Annotated in this window: 15 protein-coding genes and 1 other RNA gene; 3 read left to right on the top strand and 13 right to left on the bottom strand. The window is 43.5% G+C overall.

What is annotated here, in order from left to right; translation table 11 throughout:
- The first annotated feature begins 108 nt into the window (after positions 1-108).
- Positions 109-2445: a GNAT family N-acetyltransferase gene (locus ABD036_RS12355; RefSeq protein WP_343860358.1), complete on the top strand. Its 2337-nt coding sequence runs from the start codon at positions 109-111 to the stop codon at positions 2443-2445.
- Positions 2446-2612: 167 nt separating this feature from the next.
- On the opposite strand, the gene ABD036_RS12360 is transcribed toward ABD036_RS12355, so the two are convergent.
- From ABD036_RS12360 to ABD036_RS12400, 9 genes are all read right to left on the bottom strand, one after another.
- Positions 2613-3872, bottom strand: coding sequence for a tetratricopeptide repeat protein (locus tag ABD036_RS12360; protein WP_343860360.1), 1260 nt, complete (start codon positions 3870-3872; stop codon positions 2613-2615).
- A complete protein-coding gene (locus tag ABD036_RS12365) occupies positions 3872-4483 on the bottom strand; it encodes an energy transducer TonB (RefSeq protein ID WP_343860362.1) in 612 nt (203 codons plus the stop codon). Before ABD036_RS12365 ends, ABD036_RS12360 begins: the two co-directional genes overlap by 1 nt.
- Positions 4484-4485: 2 nt before the next feature.
- Entirely contained in the window at positions 4486-4890 is a 405-nt protein-coding gene (locus ABD036_RS12370; RefSeq protein ID WP_343860364.1) for an ExbD/TolR family protein, read from the bottom strand.
- Between the two features lie 11 nt (positions 4891-4901).
- Positions 4902-5426, bottom strand: a complete 525-nt coding sequence (locus tag ABD036_RS12375; protein ID WP_343860365.1) for a MotA/TolQ/ExbB proton channel family protein — start codon at positions 5424-5426, stop codon at positions 4902-4904.
- A 1-nt stretch (position 5427) separates the two neighbouring features.
- The gene (locus ABD036_RS12380) at positions 5428-6780 is read right to left on the bottom strand and encodes a MotA/TolQ/ExbB proton channel family protein (RefSeq protein ID WP_343860367.1); all 1353 of its coding nucleotides are present in this window, start codon (positions 6778-6780) and stop codon (positions 5428-5430) included.
- A 5-nt stretch (positions 6781-6785) separates the two neighbouring features.
- A complete protein-coding gene (locus tag ABD036_RS12385; protein ID WP_343860369.1) occupies positions 6786-7547 on the bottom strand; it encodes a DUF3450 domain-containing protein in 762 nt (253 codons plus the stop codon).
- A gap of 380 nt (positions 7548-7927) precedes the next feature.
- On the bottom strand, positions 7928-9745 hold the full coding sequence (locus ABD036_RS12390) for a tetratricopeptide repeat protein (RefSeq protein ID WP_343860371.1): 1818 nt from the start codon (positions 9743-9745) through the stop codon (positions 7928-7930).
- Between the two features lie 7 nt (positions 9746-9752).
- The gene (locus ABD036_RS12395) at positions 9753-10667 is read right to left on the bottom strand and encodes a class I SAM-dependent methyltransferase (RefSeq protein WP_343860373.1); all 915 of its coding nucleotides are present in this window, start codon (positions 10665-10667) and stop codon (positions 9753-9755) included.
- 71 nt (positions 10668-10738) lie between these two features.
- Positions 10739-13624 carry a TonB-dependent receptor domain-containing protein gene (locus ABD036_RS12400; RefSeq protein ID WP_343860375.1) on the bottom strand — a complete coding sequence of 962 codons (2886 nt, stop codon included), beginning with the start codon at positions 13622-13624 and terminating at the stop codon, positions 10739-10741.
- 530 nt (positions 13625-14154) lie between these two features.
- Here ABD036_RS12400 and ABD036_RS12405 point away from each other — a divergent pair.
- The gene (locus ABD036_RS12405; protein ID WP_343860377.1) at positions 14155-14421 is read left to right on the top strand and encodes a late competence development ComFB family protein; all 267 of its coding nucleotides are present in this window, start codon (positions 14155-14157) and stop codon (positions 14419-14421) included.
- 66 nt (positions 14422-14487) lie between these two features.
- Here ABD036_RS12405 and ffs read toward each other — a convergent pair.
- Both ffs and ABD036_RS12415 read right to left on the bottom strand, forming a co-directional pair.
- Positions 14488-14584, bottom strand: an RNA gene (ffs, locus tag ABD036_RS12410) — signal recognition particle sRNA small type.
- Between the two features lie 116 nt (positions 14585-14700).
- The gene (locus ABD036_RS12415) at positions 14701-15756 is read right to left on the bottom strand and encodes a Glu/Leu/Phe/Val dehydrogenase dimerization domain-containing protein (RefSeq protein WP_343860379.1); all 1056 of its coding nucleotides are present in this window, start codon (positions 15754-15756) and stop codon (positions 14701-14703) included.
- 218 nt (positions 15757-15974) lie between these two features.
- On the opposite strand from ABD036_RS12415, the gene ABD036_RS12420 reads away from it, so the two are divergent.
- Positions 15975-16442, top strand: coding sequence for an Lrp/AsnC family transcriptional regulator (locus ABD036_RS12420; protein WP_343860683.1), 468 nt, complete (start codon positions 15975-15977; stop codon positions 16440-16442).
- Between the two features lie 21 nt (positions 16443-16463).
- Here ABD036_RS12420 and maiA read toward each other — a convergent pair whose 3' ends face one another.
- Together maiA and ABD036_RS12430 are read right to left on the bottom strand one after the other, a co-directional pair.
- The gene (gene maiA / locus ABD036_RS12425; RefSeq protein WP_343860381.1) at positions 16464-17120 is read right to left on the bottom strand and encodes a maleylacetoacetate isomerase; all 657 of its coding nucleotides are present in this window, start codon (positions 17118-17120) and stop codon (positions 16464-16466) included.
- 42 nt (positions 17121-17162) lie between these two features.
- The gene (locus ABD036_RS12430; RefSeq protein WP_343860383.1) at positions 17163-18179 is read right to left on the bottom strand and encodes a fumarylacetoacetate hydrolase family protein; all 1017 of its coding nucleotides are present in this window, start codon (positions 18177-18179) and stop codon (positions 17163-17165) included.
- Positions 18180-18342 lie beyond the last annotated feature (163 nt).

Consider the following 18342-nt stretch of genomic DNA (forward strand, 5'->3'; position numbering starts at 1 on the left):
TGGGCACCTGTACTTAGTTGCTATGGTCATAAGTTACCGACCTAAAAAGTACTAAAGCGAAATCAAACAATCTCTTGGCTTCAAAGTATATCAATAAAATCGGATTATATGCAGTTATCATCAGATGTGTTGCAATGGCTAGAGCATCGCAAACAACAACTCATTCATCGTCAACTCCTGGTGATCTCAGGTGAACAGTGCTGGGCGCGCCGCACCATAGAGGCACTCATAAACGTGGAACAGCCTGATTCCATTTTTACCCTCAATGGCGAACATTCAGATGCTACTAATAAATCGTATAAACACGCGCTGGGCAAAGAATACCAATATGTAATTTATGATGCGTTCTATGGTGTTCGAGCCAGTGCTTTATTTGCCTTGAGTGGTTGTGTTAGTCAATCAGGCTTGATGATTCTGCTTTGCCCTGATCTAAATGCGTGGCCGACAACTCCCGACCCGGAGCGACAATTACGCTCTTCTTATCAAACAAAAGATACCGATAACCTAAGCTATTTTATTAAATGGCTAAGCCAACACGTACTCGACGATCCCTATGTGTGTATTTTGAAAGAAAACTCGTTTCGACATACAACAGCCCCCGTTGAGACTCTCCCACAACCGTGCAGTGAGTCTTTTTGTCGTACACAAGACCAGCAAGCTGTTGTGGATAGGATCCTAACAGAATATCCGCAATCCACTATGCAAATGGTGATTACCGCCAATCGAGGCCGAGGAAAGTCGTCGGCACTGGGCATTGCCTCCGGACACCTATTGTGCAAAACCGAAGACCAGATTGTGGTGACCGCGGCGCATCAATCGATGACCACCAATGTGTTTAATCAAGCACATCGTGTGATAGATAGCATAGAGGTGGACATTCAACGAGCCCAAAATGCCAAAGATCGTATAAGTTTTATGGCGTTTGATGCCTTACTATCGAGCGATAACAAGATTGATTTAATCCTAGTCGATGAAGCTGCCATCATTCCCAATCAAATCTTAGAGCAACTGCTCCATCGCTGCCCACGGGTAATTTTCAGCACCACGGTACAAGGTTATGAAGGCAGTGGCAGAGGCTTTGAACTGCGCTTCAAGCCCTTTTTAAAAACCAACTATCCAGAGCATTTATCGCTCACTCTAACGCAGCCTATTAGATGGTATCCTAACGATGTTCTAGAAGCTTTTTGGTATAAAGCCATGGCAATGGAAACCTATCAAGAAGCAACTAAGACAGAGCCTGGTTCCCCTTACGCAGATACATCTCAACTGAGCTCAAGACAATCCGAAACGACATACTTAGACGTTTCTAAACTGACACATCGCAAGTTAACAGCTTCGCAACTGATAGCTAACGCAAGACTACTAAACGATGTATTTAGTTTACTTGTAGACGCTCACTACCAAACCACACCCGATGACCTAGTCAGAATGTTAGATGCCAGTGATCAACATGTATTCGCTAGCTTCACTGCCGACCAAGAGCTAGTAGCTGTTGCGCTGGTTAATCAAGAAGGAGGTCAAACCATAAGCGATCTAGCCGTAGATGTAGCTAGCGGCAGAAGACGCGTACGAGGACATCTCACTGCGCAGAAACTAGCATATGTCTTTGCTAATGACGCATTGATGACACTGAATTACATTCGGATTATAAGAATAGCGGTGAAAAGTCAGTATTGGCAACAAGGCCTAGGAACCTCACTAGTTGACCATATCAAAGAATTTGGAGTAGCTCTTAAATGTGACTTTCTAAGTAGCTCTTTTGGCTTGACCGCCGAGCTTTTAACTTTTTGGCAAAAAAATAGATTTAGCGTGGTGCACATTGGCATGAAACGCGATCCCGCCAGCGGTGAGTTTAGTGGGTTATTATTAAAATCTCTCAATCCTCTACAAGATGTTTTGCTGATAAGTTTAGAACGCTTTGGTTTACAGGAACTCAAATTTCAAAAGGACCACCGTTTGGCAACCTTGCCTGCTGATATTTTTGATAAGTTGCTGTCGGTAAAAATCAACTCCATACCCGTCAAAAGCGTTTGCGCTAACCACTATTGCTATTTACAACAGTTTATCGCTGGAAGTCGGCCGTTGCATTCAATTGAAAGGCAACTATTTGAATGGCTGTCCACGTTAAATCAAGAGTGGGTGTCCTCGTTAAACGAAGAGTGGGTGTCCTCGTTAAATGAAGAGTGGCTGTCCACGTTAAATCAAGAGTGGGTGTCCTCATTAAACCAGGTGTCCTCGTTAAACCAAGAGTGGGTGTCCACGTTAAATGAGCATAGAGACGTTAGTTTGTTGAGCGAATTTCGGTTTTTAGTTGACCTCGTGGTGAGGCGACATTCGATAAAACAGATTAGTGCTGATTATGGCTTAACGGGTAAAAAGCAAGTGGAACGTTATGCTCGTGAATGTGTGAATGCGTTACTTAATAAACAAGTAAAGACAGAATAAATAGGGAATTTGTGAGCGGTGTTTGGCGATATTAGCCTTCAAGGAAGTTAAAGACGCAATCTACGTCTAGTAAAAGGATTAGTGCTAGTTATTATCATTATTTACCAACGCACTAAAAATAAAAAAGGCCTCGATAAAGAGGCCTTTTGAAATAAACTAACGAAGCGTTATAATTTTATACCTCGATTCTTAGCTTTCTCTTTAATGTAAGGTTCCCACGCTCTAGCGGTTCTTTCTACATTCTTATCCTTCTTCGCTTCGCGAACATGGACCATAGCCTGTTTGAAATTACCGGTGTAGATATGCGCTTCCATCATAGCGATGTGGATACGTCCTTCTTGCTCAGCACCACCGTCTAAGGCTCTCTGCAGGGCTTTTAAAGCACCTTTGTAATCCTCAGCAGCATGCAGCAAAATACCTTGCTTACGGAAGTAATCAGGGTCCGCTTTCAATTGGGCAGCTTGCTCGTAATAACTAGCCGCTTTCTTATACTCACGAGCCTGATGCCAAGAGTTAGCAAGACTTGCTAAGCTTTTGTCATCTTTCTCTACTAACCCAGACTTGATGTACTTTTCCATCACAACCGCAGCTTTATACGGAATATCATTAGTCGCATAAAGTTGAGATAACGCTTTTATTTCCGACTTCTTACTCAAGAATCCGTTGTTATAAGCGATTTCAAAGGTAGCTAAGGCTTTCTTGTAGTCTTCCACTAGCATGTAGAAGAAACCAAGTTGTGACCACCAAGCTTTATTGTCAGGAAATATCCGAACAAGCTCTTCTGCCACTTCAACCGTTTGTGGGTACATTTTGCGCTCATAGAACGACTGAAGCTTAAGCACATACGGGTTTTTATTTGGCTTTTCATAAAGAGCGATGGCTTTGTCAGATGGCTCAACCATTTTGTCTAGCTCTTTAAGCTCATAATATGCCTGAGCCATACGAGTATAAATATCGGGATCTTGTTTACAGGTAAACTCCATCCATTTCTTATAATACTCTACGGCTTGCTCATACTTCTTCTCTTGCATGCTCAAGTCAGCAACTAAGCGAACAGTTTCAGCGTGCTCTCTATCATTTAGGGCCTGTGGTGTCACAGCTCCTTTTAGATAGCGCAGCGCTTCTTCGCCTTTGCCGTCTTGACCTGCAAGCACTTTACCCAAAAAGTTATCGGTAAACGCTTTGTCGTATGAGCCGCTTGGGTCGATATCTTTAAGCAACACGATTGCTTCTGCGATCATGTCTTCGTTATAGGCTTCAAGCGCCTTTTGAATTTTCTTACCGGTACGTTCGCCAGGTATCTTTGTCGTTGGACGCTTATAATCTGGACATTCTACCGGTGAGGCCTGAGCTGCTGCATAGTTTGATAGCATAACAGCAGCACCAAGAGTCGCTATCGCGGTAGCTTTGTATACAAACTTTTTCATTAGCCTTGATCCAATTTAAAGTCCAATTGCACTTTCATATTGAACTGTTTTTCGGGTTTGCCATCAACTATCTTGGGCTTGTATTTCCACTTACGTAACGCACGTTTTGCTTCACGGTCGAAAATACGCTTAGGATCTGCGTCAATGACATCAACATCATCTACGCCACCCACTTCATTGATTGTAAAGGATAGGATTACATATCCCTCTTTACCATCACGAGCAGCTTGAACAGGATACTTTGGTTCAATTCGCACTATAGGAGTGGCTTCACCATCGCGCTGCATATTACCCACACCACCGATATCAATCGAAGCACCACCAACATCCACTGAAGGCATGTTGAAGCTTACGCCATCGGCATTTGCATCTTCAGCATCAGGTTCAACCGGCTGGATTTTAGGCGGCTGTTGAGGCGGAGGCGGAGGCGGAGGCGGAACCCGTTGACGAGTCTGTGTAGTCTCATCAGGGTCATTCATTACAATATCAATTATCGGCGAGTCTGGGACTTCACTGGCAGGCTTAGACGAGTTAGCAACCAATTTGGCCATAATTACGAATAATGCAAACGCAACTAAAGCACCGAGTAGAATAGACATAATTACTCGCATGGTTAAGACGCTCCTTTTGCTGCGACTGAAATCTGATCTATACCAGCGGCTTTAATCTGATCCATCACTTTGACAACGATACCATGTTCAGCTTTTTCATCAGCCTGAATAATAACGATATCAGAAGGTTGCTCAGCTAAAAGCTTTTCAAGGGTCGCTTGAATGGCTTCAACCTTAATTTCGCGTTTATCCATCCAAATCACACCATCTTCAGTTACAGCAATAAAGATGTTGGCATTCTTTGGTAAAAACGCTTGGCTAGCGCCGGGTTTATTTACTTGTATCCCTGCTTCTTTAACGAACACAGTGGTTACAATGAAGAAGATAAGCATGATAAAAACGATGTCAAGCATCGGGGTCATATCAATCGCTGCATCTTCCTCTGGTTCACGTTCTTTTCGAGCCATAAACTTCTCTCTTAGTGGTGAGGAAGGCTGTCAATCAGCTTCTCTTTGGCGATTTTCACTTTAGATTCCAAGCGTGAACTAAAGAACACACCAGATAAAGCTGCAACCATCCCAGCCATTGTTGGGATTGTCGCCATCGAGATACCCGCGGCCATTAGACGCGCGTTACCAGTACCTTGAGTCGCCATTGTTTCAAACACGTTAATCATGCCCCACACTGTTCCGAGTAGACCGATAAGCGGACACATTGCAACCAAAGTTTTGATTAGCAACATGTTACTACCCAGTTTGTCTGAAGCCTGTGAAATCCAAGCATCACGGATTCTATGCGCATACCATGAGGTTGTATCACTTCGAGCATCCCAATCAGAGATGATATCTTTCTTCATCTTTGGATACACAGAAGTCAAAAACCAAAAACGCTCAATCATTAACACCCACATTAGAAAGAGCGCTGCAGCGACGAGGTACAAGACCACGCCGCCAGTAGCGATAAACTCCCTGACAGATTCCCATAATCCAATCAGGTCAAACATCTTAAGCTTTCTCCGACTCTGCGTGAGCCGCCACTATTCCGGCAGTTTGCTCATCAAGAATATGAACGATCGATTTAGCACGTCCAGCTACGATGCTGTGCATCAATATAAGCGGTAGTGCCGCGATAATACCTTGAGCAGTAGTTACCAATGCCATTGAGATACTTCCGGCCATCAATCTTGGGTCGCCAGTACCAAACAAAGTGATTTGTTGGAACGTAGCAATCATACCCAATACCGTACCTAGTAGACCTAGTAGCGGAGCGATAGCTGCGAAAATCTTAATGATGTTGATACCGCTTTCAACTGAAGGCAGCTCTTTAAGAATGGCTTCATCTAGTTTCAACTCAAGGTTTTCAGCATCTGAAGACTTGTTATCGTTATAAACAGCTAGTACACGACCAAGCGGGTTGGACATTGAAGGAGAACCAGGGTTCTGCAATTGTGAACGCATTTTGCTGCTAATGATTGTCAATGTGATGATTTTATACAAACCAATCAACAAACCAATAAATAGCATTGCAGTGATCGTATAACCTACTGGGCCACCTGCATGATAACGCTCAGACCAAGTAGCTTTTTGCTTCAATAGACCTAGGATAGCGCCGCTTGAAGGGTCAACAAAAGTAGGCACGATACCTGAATTAGCTTCAAAAAGTGCACGAGCAGTTTCAGCTTGGAACTCATCTGGTTGGCGACCTAGCGGCTGAACTTTGCCTTCAGAATCGTCATATACCAAATAACCCACTTCACCGACTAGGTTGAATGTACCAACACGCACGATTTCTTGCTCTGAAGAACCACCTTCAAGGTTGATAACTTCAGTGTTAAAACGAGAAATTTTACCCGATTCAGTCATTTCAGTTTGAAGCGCAATCCACATATCTTCCAATTCACGAATATTTGGAAGACCTTCAGACTCTTCAGACATTCTTCTTAGGAATTCTGCGCGTCCAGGAAATTCTGCACTTACGATAGAGGTAGCGATACGTCCATAAGACTCTGATGCGGCTTGACGAACAACACCGAACATCTCGCCTAAGTCACCGGTAGCCATCTCTAACTCATTAGATTTAACATTAAGCATGTCGTCGTTGTCAGCAAATTGCTTCGCTAAGCGCTCACCACGAGCTTCTTCTGCTTTAAGATCTGCCTGGGCCTTTCTTAATAAAGCTTGCTTATCAGCACGTGCTGATTGGAATTCAGCTTCGCGTTGAGAATTTAGACGTGCTTCAGAAACACGGTTGTTTTTCACTTCTTCAAGAAGTTGGTCAAGTGTCGTCTGCGCTTGTGCGCCAGAACTTAGTAACGCAACTGCTGCTGCAGCGAAAACGGTTTTAAATGTCATTTTCATTTCTATTACTCCGCAGCTGGAATGGGTAGTTTAACAAGATTCACTGGCAACTGTTTTCTTGCCATACGCACTGCTGCGATGCTCGATTCTAGATATTCGCTTCCCAAAGCAACCCAAGAACGTTCGGTGTTATCCCAACGCCATGCGTTTTTCTGGTCAAGAGAAATTGCGATCAGTGCAGTACGACCTAGGTTAAACAAGTCAACCGTGATATCAGTTCCGTTTACATTGATGCTTTCTTGATAAGCTGAGATTTTAGAACCGTAGTCTAGCTCGATTTGGTAAGCTTCGATTACTTGACGGAAACGCTCTGATACAGTTACGTTTGAATTACCCATCACATCACGAAGACGTTCGATTCGTGCTTTACGCTCTACCAGTTTAATTGGTACGTCAGCATTAATGAACTTCTCTAGGCTGTCAATCATACGGAACAATAAAGGCACGATACCGCGCTTAGTCTCGTCAATCTGATCGATTTGACGTTGCAAAGAGTCAATACCACGTTGTTGGTCAGCCACAAGAGTAGCGACATAATCATTATAAACCTTGAGATTCTCGGTCTCATCTACCACGTTGCGGTATTCCGCAAGTAATTCTTGAGACTGTTCATACAAAAGGTTGATTTTCTCTTGTGATTTAGCTGCAGCAACGTGGATCTTCGCTTCTTCTTTGTGAAGATCATTCAGTGTGTCTGCAGAGACAGCGCTGCTACCTAGTGCAAACGCACCGATCACGGTAGAGGCAATAAGGGTTCTCTTGCTCATTTTGGACATAGTTCCCAACCAATTTTCTTGTTTTGAATCCTAGCCTAGGTGAAAAGTTCCCTGGCGAGGGGCTATAAACTTTAATAAGGATTTTAGCTCTAAACCGATGAAGGTAAAAGCTATTACGTTCGAATGGTCACACGGATACAAGCAAATTGTCAAGGTGCGCTTCCGAGCGTAATTAACAAATACTTAAACTAGTGTAGACCTTTATTGCACATGTTGATTACATTTTATTCAGCAGAATAACCGAAAGTTTGCGGTTTTGGTCGCAAACTTATCCTAACAGGGTGTTTATCTAGCACAAGGGCTTAAAAATCAAGCGTTAACAACGGTAAAATAAACACTCGTCGTACCAGATAAAAATAACAAAAAAAGTCTTATTTTATTTTCAATTTTGGCGGTCGGCGCATTTTCACGTCAAACGCGACTGTAGTCCGAGCCTGTTCCGATTCAAAAGGCTTGGTGGAATGCCACATATATGAACGAAATAACACCAAGCGACCCACCTTTGGTTGAATTGACTTCTGGCTGGTTAATTTAGGTGACGTGTTTAGATTTGGCGTTCCTAAACAAAACCATCCTTGTTGATCATGATCATTAATGGTGTGTGGCAAGTCGACATAAAATGCCGAGCTTATCCAGCCCATAGGGTGAACATGGGGCGTATGAAAGCCCTGACTTTTTAATTTCACTGACCAAGAGCCGGAAAACTCAAAGGGTTCGTCTGTTTCATAATCGTATAAAAAGTCGTGACTTTGCGTCTGCTGAATATAATCCACTACACAACTTTCAAGTTGTTTTTTTAATTGAACAATGAGTGGGTGTGCATTGTTAAATAAATTCCCTCTGGTTTGGGTTCCGCCTGTTAACGTTTGATCCAGCGGTTGATTTTCAGAGGTATGCAATTCCTGCAAATATTGGTTGAGTACTGCACAAAATTGCGTGCGAGAGTCGAAACCATCGGGAATATCAATATCATAGACTTTAACGAGGTTTTCGTAATCGTTAAGCTGTTGTTCTTCGGTGGATTTTGCTAAACGCCATGCAACACCTAACAACGCCCAAGCAAATTGATCTTGCCCATGATTTTTGGTCAGCGTTTCCAGTAATACTGTGGCCTGTTGAATTTCGTTGGCTTCCAAAAGACATTGAGCATATTGAAGTTGTTGATCTTTGGTAATATCCTTTTGCTGCGTTGCCTGTTGATAAAGTGCTAAGCATTTTTTTAGATTGCCAAGGCCTTTGTGTGCTCTGGCAAGGCAATCATAATAATTGGCAGATCCACGCAGGGAGTCAGGCACAGCGGTTAATAAATCGATGCATATTTGGTAGTTGCTGGTGCGCAACAATGTATTGGCATAAGCATATTTGAGCTTCATATTGTGCGGGTATAGCGGGATGGTCTCTACATAAGAGCGTAAAAAAGCGTCGGTATCCGCTATCTCCCAAAGCAACTCATTCAAATTAACATGCGCGTCTACGTAGTCTGCTTTTTGGCTGAGAGCCTCGCGATAGTAAAAGATTGCTTGCTCCAATTGCCCCAGATCAGCATGAGCATTGGCGATATTGTGTGACAGAATGTACGACTTTAGATGCTGCTTTTGAAGGTAATAGTATTTCTCTAGTGCTTGCTCTGGCTTGCCTTGCATCCGATAAACCACCGCCATATCGTGGATCACATCCATATTGTTCGGCTGTCGATTTATTAGATCTTGATATTGGCTTATAGCCTCTTCAAATCGTTCCATATTGGCTAAAATAGAGGCACGTTTAGCTAATACTTTCAGTGACGATGTTACTTTTAATAACGCTTCTTCACAGCACGCTAGCGCATCTTCATAACGCCCCTGCTCGGTTAATGTGCCAATTAGCAGTATATGCGCTTGTTGATTGTCGGGCTGATATTGAATTGCTTTTAAACACGCATCTAGAACCTGATCGAAGGCGTTATTTCGTTTTAAGCAAATGGCTAAATTAAGCAACACCTGAGGTTGCTCAGGTTTAATACTGATGGCTTGTTGCATTAATGCTATGGCTTTATCTAATTGATGCTCTGATGCATACAATGAGCCGAGTAATTGTAATGCGTTGACGTTTTTAGGATCACCACGAAGCACTTTTTGATATAGTGATTTGGCTTTCTCAAGTTGCCCAGCTTGATGTAGTTGCAGTGCTTGCTGTAAGACAAAAGACATAATAAAACTAGTCGGCCTTTATTAATTCAAAGTGCCAGGCAACCGGTAAATTATGATCAGGTAAAACCAATGGCTTATAATCAACCTGCTGGTTAGGCTTGCCTAAACGCTCAGCTATAGCTTGCATGTTTGATTCTGATTGAGCTGCCTTGCGCATACTTGTCAATCGTTCAATCGATTTTTGTATCTCTTGGTCCATGCCATCTAACCAGTCAAGAATATCTTGCTGAGTGTAAGCTTGCCTTTTCATAAACAGTTGCTTGAAACCATTGTACAAATGAACGTGGGGTCCAGATGATGATTTGTTAACGCTAGCAGCGAGCAATGGCTCTACGGAGACAAACTCATCCATAGCTACGGTGATTTCATCGGGTTGGTTGGCAAAGACCGCGGCAGTGACCTGTTTAGCCCTAGCAACAAAGTTCAGCGCATGCGCTAACTCGGCGCCAACTAACTCCATTTTATTTTTACTGTCGATGTATCCGTCTTGAATATGACACAGGACCGTCATTCGTCCACCAGGCTTCAAGATCCGATACGCTTCCATAAAAGCTTCAGGGCCTGCATACTCGATGCCGAATTGGCTTACCACCATATCGAATTGATTGTCGTCAAATGGCAGATCATCAGCAGAGCACACCGTTGTTTCAACCTGAGGAAACTTGGCTACAAGGTGTTGAAGTGCCACTGCTGATAAATCAGCCGCAGACAAAGCCAAACCGTGTTGCTCAGGAAGATCCGCAAAGATCGAACCTGCACCACAAGCTAAATCTATTAAGCTGTCACCAGAGGTTAGATTAGCGACCTGATGCTGCCAAAATTGCTTTAGTGCACTGTGCTTATGACCGTCCTTATTAACAAACACCTCACCTGTGGCACCTTCATTTTGCCAATAGTCAGACCATTTTTCTTGTTTACTCATTTATTTATTTTTCCCATTTTACCAATAAAAAAGGTGAGCCTAAGCTCACCTTTTTTTAGACAGTAAACTTCTTAGAAGCTAGCTGTAAACTTAACGTAGTAAGTACGGCCAAATACGTCGTATGTAGCAGGGTATGTATTTGATTGCTCGTCGTTGTCACCGATTACTGGTGGCTTCTTATCGAACAAGTTATCAATACCTGCAGTTACGCGGTAGTTGTCGTTGATGTAGTAAGTACCAGAAGCGTCGAAGTAGTTGAATCCGTCGATACGCTCAACTGTGAAGTCAGTTGTATCGTCGTCATCGTTAACTTCGCCTACGAAGCGCCACAACAATTGTGCAGTGAATTCGTCAGCAGCATACTTAAACGTCATACGGTGCTTGTACTCTGGAACCGGCTCACCACAGTTTGCACCGAAGTTACCAGCACATTTGATTGGATCTTCGCCAGGGCCTGGGATGAAATCAGACTCTGTAGTGTAAGTACCTAAGTAATCAATACTTAAAGAACCTGCACCCATATCCATGCTGTAGCTTGCAATTAAGTCATAACCAGTCAACGTGATTGCCGCTACGTTTTGTGCAGCGCCTTCAACGAAGTCGATGGTACCATCAGCACGACGGTTAACTGAGTTACAGTATGCACTACCTACACCACCACGAGGGTCAGCAGGGTCATAACATACTTTAAGGATGTTGTTTGTACCACCACCGAATGCGCCTACAGCACCTTCGATTTCGATATCAAAGTAATCCAAGCTAAACGTGAAGTCTTCCATTGGCTCAGCAACGAAACCGATAGTCAATGTTTCCGCTTCTTCTTCGTTAAGATTCGGGTTACCACCACTTACGGTACGAACTTGACCAGAAGCTGGGTCGATAGCATTTGAGAATACTACGTCAGCTGGTACGCCAGTAGCGATACACAATGCACGTACAGCGTCAGAAGTGTTGTTCGCATCAGATGCACATGGATCTGCAGCACCTGGGAAACCTTCGTTACGAGGAGCAAATAGCTCACCGATGTTAGGAGCACGTACCGCAGTGTTGAAACCTACACGGAAGCGTAACTCTTCTACCGGAGCCCAAGAACCTGCAACTTTGTAACTTGTAACGTTACCGACTGAGCTGTAATCAGCTGAACGGTAAGCAAGTTCTAGGTCAAGGTTGTCTGCCCACTCTTCACCAGAGAAGATTGGAAGATATGCTTCGATGTATTGCTCAGAAACGCTGTAACCACCAGAAAGAGGTGCTGCACCGTTAAATCCAGCAATAGTACCAGCAGCTAGATCTTGAGAAGCTAAGAACTCAAAAGCCTCATCTCTGTGCTCATAACCCATTGCAACGCCGATAGGACCACCAGGTAACTCGAAGAACTCTTCTGTGTCACCAGAGATTGTCACTGCAAACATCTTAGAATCGAATACTGCGTTAGAGTTAACCGCTGTTTTCAAGAAGTCTGCTGCGCCTTGTGAAATGTTACCTTCACCGAAGATGTTCATTGGCATACAAGCGCTAGTAGAACCATTTTCGCTAGTATCAGAACAAGTAGGTTGGCCATCAGCACCAACAATTACGTTTCCGCCTTCAGAAGCTAGTAGCAACGCTTGGTTGAAACGGTCACGGTTAACGTTACCCAACTGAGCAGTAGAGTTATTCACTTTACCAGTTTGGTAGTATGCATCGTAAGACCAGCTAGAGTCACCGATCGCGCCACGAATACCTACTTGTAACTGGTAAGAGTTAAACGCATCTTCAGAACGACGAGGACCAACTTCTTCTAGACGACGACGTACAAGTGCACGTGCTTCATCATCAATGCCGTCACCATCTGTATCTACACCAAGACCGATTGCGTCAGAAACAACTTGCTGTGCTTCAGGCGTAAGGAACGGGTTGTTATCCAAAGAGAATGTAGCGGTTTGGAAAATTGGCGTAGGTGCTAACTGTGAAGGAACACGGCTGTCTGTGAACATTGCACGACCGTAAAATTCCATATTTTCAGTAGCTTCGTAAGAACCCAACGCAGTGATCTGGTGACGTTCTTGAGGAAGCTGAATGTAGTTAACTGGCGCATAGTTGTAGAAGTCATTCACTTCACCACTAGTGACGAAAGGTCTTACACTACCGTCTTGGCCAAAGATAACACCTGAAGTAGGAGAGAAATCGCTGAAACCGCCAGCGAAGATAGACGTTCCAGGAACACCTGAAGAACCGCCTGGCTCAACACCACCAGCACCGTCATCAAACAATGCGGTTTGTGCAAAGCTACGATCGCCTTGGAACAAATCATCACGGTCGGTGTAAGACATGTTGAAAACAACATTACCTTTACCATCGGCGAAGTTACCACCGATTGTGAAGTCAGCACTCCAGATAGATGCATCGTTTTCGTCAGTTACTTCGTAACCTACGCTAGTTTGAACACCTTCGAAGTCATCTTTAAGGATGAAGTTAACAACACCCGCAACAGCGTCAGAACCGTAGATAGCTGATGCGCCACCTGTTAGTACTTCAACGTCTTGGATAAGTGCAGTTGGGATACTGTTGATATCAACCGCGCCACCAGCAGTAGTTGGAACTGCACGTGTACCGTTGATTAGTACCAATGTACGGTTTGTACCAAGACCACGAAGGTCAACAGTAGCAGTACCGTTACCAGGGTTGTTAGATGTACGGTCTAGACCGGGAACAACCTGAGGCAGAGTGTTAAGTAGTGACTCAGTGTTAACTGTCGCAGTCAAATTGAATTGCTCTTGACCGATAGTTGCAACTGGTGCGTTAGATACGAAATCGGCTTTACGGATACGAGAACCGGTAACGGCGATTTTTTCGACTGACTCTTCTGCACCGGCTTCTTGAGCGATGGCAGAGTTAGAAGCAACCATAGCTGTTGACGCAGCGCCAAAAGCCATAGCCAAGCGAATAGACTTCGCCAACTTGGAATTTGTAAACATGTATGTCTCCCTGGACCACTATTATATAGTGTGAAGTTTTGCCGCTTATGCGACTTTTTATTAGTAAGGTAGTGAACCTCGCGACAGATAATAAACACATCAGTGCCCTTTGGTCAACTGGTTGTATCAGGGTATTTCAGGAAAGTTCAAATTAATTTCGGCTAATTTGCCATTATGTTAGTAAGCATTTGTTTACGGCGTGATTTATCCCTGAAACATCCCGTCGTCACTAAGCTGTTATTTTTGAAAAACTAATTGAAGTGAATTAAACATTCCAACCTACGTAATCCTTCGTAGTTAATTTGGCAAAGTGAATTATTTAAAATAATGAAGACACACGCAAAATAAACGGGTTTATTCTCACATTATCAATAAATATCAATGGTAATAGGCCATAGAGGCGAACGACGTGCTGCGAATGCAGGCTGGAAAATAACAAAAAAGCTTTTGAGTTCTAATCAATTCGTTACTATTGGTATATTAGTATTAATCAACTAAGCTATTGCTTTTAATCGGTAAAAAGACAACTTATGAAACTAGACGATGATATTCATAATTATTACGAGCAGCTTATTTTAGAGCGTATTGAAAAATTACAACTCGTAAAGAACAATGACAGTGATTATTTGGCTGATTTGTGCTGCTTAGCCCTCAATCAAGTTCCGCCACGCTATATTCGTTATGAAGTGGATATGTCGTTTTATCTTCCCCAAAGTGAACGCCAACAAATGGAAATGAATGTGGAGAATGCGGTGGCCAAAGCAATCCGCTTTTTAGACGATAAGAAAAACAGTTAAGTGTGGCTTAAATTGAGATTATATAACGGCGTGTTCAAAAGCGTTGTTTTAAGAGAAGTGGTGGCGACCCTTCAGCCACATTCCGGCACATGAGTCGTCTGCTGCGGCTGCTCCCTTCCAGGCCTGACCGGGTTCACAGAGTATCATTGCGGAAGGACCAAAGGGCCACCATCGAAACGCTTAACCATGTTAATAATGATAAGCGGCGCGCATTATGACGAATGCAGTTGCAATATGCAAGGGTCATTTACACCGCTTTTTTAGTCCATTATCAAGCAATTAAGATATCTGTTTAAAACGCTCTTCGGCAATGCGATTAGAAATTAAATTAGTTGGCATCGAGGATTCATCGGCACGCTGGTAAATTTCATTTAAGGTATCGGCGATACCTTCTATGTGTGAACGCAATGCTTGTGCTGAGCTGAGTATTCTTTGATGATAAATATCGATTACACCACCGGCATTAATCACATAATCCGGCGCATATAATATCCCTTTATCACGTAACACTTGACCTAAATGCTCATTGGCAAGTTGATTATTTGCTGCACCAGCAATGACTTTAGCTTTTAAACGCTCGATGGTGTTTTGATTAACTGAGGCGCCCATGGCACAAGGTGCATACACATCAGCGTCTACATCAAAAATTCCATCAGGCGATACTGCAGTTGCTCCTAATTCAGCCACAGCACGTTCAACGTTATCGGCATAAATATCTGATACGAACAGCTCAGCACCTTCTGCGTGCAAATGCTTGGCTAGACGATAGCCCACGTGTCCGAGTCCTTGCACCGCCACTTTTAAACCTTTGAGATCGGTCTTTAAGGCATAATCTACTGATGCTTTGAGGCCCATGAATACGCCATAGGCAGTAGAAGGTGCCGGGTTACCATCGGCTTTTCCGCCATCGTAGCGGTATTTGGCATCGACTCCACCAACATGCTCGGTGTTTTCTGACATCAATCGAATATCACTAACCGCAATTCCAGAGTCTTCGGCGGTGATATAGCGGCCACCCATTTGCTCTACAAAACGGCCCATGGCTTTCATCATATCATCCGTCTTGTGTTTGCGAGGGTCGCCCAAAATTACGGCTTTACCACCACCGAGCTTCAGTTGCGCCATGGCCGCTTTGTAGGTCATTCCTTTAGACAACCGCAGTACGTCGTTTAACGCTTCTGCACTGTCTTGGTATGGCCACATGCGACATCCTCCTAATGAAGGACCAAGATTAGTATTGTGGACTGCGATAATGGCGTTTAGGCCAGTTTTAGGATCGCTAAAAAAGCTGACTTGTTCGTGATTATCAAACTCGTTATGGTCAAAAACAGACATGCTAGAGCCTTGGGTTAGTTGTTGTTATTTTTGACAATATTAGCGCAATGCTCAGAGGACAAGTTTTGCTAAGTTGGCCATGGTTCAGCATGTTTAGCAAATACGTAACGTTTCGCTTCCAACTTGTAGGATAAATATCCTAGTTGAGGTTGAAAAAGATGAAGTTTTTGCGCATGCTGCACAGATTGCTAAATCTGTTCACCTACAACAATAAAAATATGAAGTTTGATAAATTTGATCGTGAAATTCTAAGAGTGCTACAAAAAGATGCCACTGTCTCAATGGCGGAGTTGAGCCAACGTGTCGGTTTGTCTCATACGCCGTGTTGGCGAAGAGTGAAACGCATGGAAGCAGACGGTATTATCAAGCAGAAAGTCACTCTGCTTGATAATAAGAAACTCAATTTGGGGGTTTCGGTATTTATCTACGTGACACTGAAAAATCACGACGGTGAATCACTAAACGATTTTGAAAAGTCAGTGCAGAATATTGATGAAATAGTTGAATGCCATACCACAAGTGGCGACAAAGATTATTTACTGAAAGTGATCGTATCCAGTATTGAAGAATACGAGCAGTTGCTTAAAAGCAAACTTACTCACCTGCCGCTAGTTGATCACCTCAGTTCAACCTTTGCCCTCAAACAAGTTAAAAACACCACTGAGCTACCGATTAAAAATCAGTAGCTCAAGTAGCATTTTCTATTATCAGAGCACTGCATCGATTTGCTTTTCAGGTGCTGCTTTTATAAAGGCAGCCAATTCGTTGCAGTTTTCGGTAACACGAGCAATGTTTGGATAACGGCTCATATCGACGCCAAAACGCTCGGCATTGTATACCTGTGGTACCAAAAACACGTCAGCCATGGTCAAATCAAAACCGAAACAATAATCTGCAGCAGTGTTGTTAAGACGCTTTTCAATACCATTGAATCCTTTTTCAATCCAATGTTTACACCATTCAACGCGTGCTGCTTGGTCGGCCTCAAATGCGCTAGAGAGCTGATTCAAAATTCGCAGATTGGCAATCGGTTGGATATCACAGCCGATATCTTGGCAAAGCGCGCGTACTCTGGCGCGATCGAGTTTATGAGCAGGTAATAGCTTTACCGGCTCGGGGTACTTTTCATCCAGATACTCAATGATCGCCATAGACTGATTTAGAAAAATATCTTCATCATCATCGATAAATAAAGGCACAAGCTGGGCTGGGTTTAGCGCTGAAAAACTATCACTAAATTGTTCGCCGCCATCTTTAGCAAGGTGCACTGGAACATAGTCATATTCCAACTCTTTGAGGTTCATCGCGATACGAACCCGATAACTTGCTGACGAGCGCCAGTAACCGTGCAATTGTAAACTCATACCTGTACTTCTCCGTTATCTGAAAATCAGTTGATAAGCCGCTTAATTAGCGACTTTCACCACTGTCTGATCAATGCTACCAAAGATACTGTTGCCAGATTCATCTTGCATGTCAATCTTTATATGATCACCAAAGCGCATAAACTCAGTCGTTGGTTTACCGTCACGTATGGTTTCTATCATACGTACCTCAGCAATACAGGAATAGCCTACTCCACCTTCAACAATACTGGTTCCGTACTCAGTGCCTTGCTTGTTCGACACTGTACCAGAACCAATGATCGCGCCAGCACCTAGATTACGGGTTTTTGCTGCGTGTGCTATCAGTTGGGCAAAATCAAACGTCATATCTTCGCCAGCTTGAGGTTTACCAAACGCGTTGTGGTTGTACTCTGATAACAGTGGCAAGTGCACTTTATTATCGCGCCAGTGATCACCCAACTCGTCTGGTGTCACTGCAACAGGTGAAAAAGCCGATGCCGGTTTAGATTGGAAAAAACCAAAGCCTTTGGCTAACTCACCAGGGATCAAGCCGCGCAGAGACACATCGTTGACTAACATAAGCAGTTTGATATGCTTGCCTGCATCTTTGGCATCAATCGCCATTGGCACATCATCGGTAATGATTGCCACTTCAGCTTCAAAATCCACTCCCCAATCATCACTCGGCAATTGGATATCGTCTCTGGGTCCGATAAAGTCGTCTGAACCACCTTGGTACATCAAAGGATCTGTCCAGAAGCTTTCAGGAATTTCGGCGCCTCGCGCTTTTCTAACCAGCTCTACGTGATTCACATAGGCACTACCATCAGCCCATTGATAAGCTCTCGGTAACGGTGACTCACAAAGTTCAGCTTCAAAAATCGCAGCGTCTTCGCGCTCTCCTTCATTAAGCTCATTGGATATTTCTTCCAATTGCGGAGCAACTTCACTCCAATTATCAAGAGCCTGTTGTAAGGTATTGGCAATAGCATCAACGACCACATAACGACTCAAATCTCGACTGACAACGACGAGTTTTCCATCACGGGTAGCGTTTTTTAGGGTTGCTAACTTCATAGGTATCCTTAAGGGCGTGTTGACCTTTGGTTGTTAATATTGTTTAAACTTAAGTGCATGCTGATCACGGCACTGTTGGTAAATCATCATGACTAAAACCTAGCTGGCTCTGTGTGAAAAATCCACAAGGTGACGTTAAGTCTGAGCCTAAGGCTGGCTCACA

This window comes from Aliiglaciecola litoralis (assembly GCF_039523355.1).
GTDB lineage: Bacteria > Pseudomonadota > Gammaproteobacteria > Enterobacterales > Alteromonadaceae > Aliiglaciecola > Aliiglaciecola litoralis.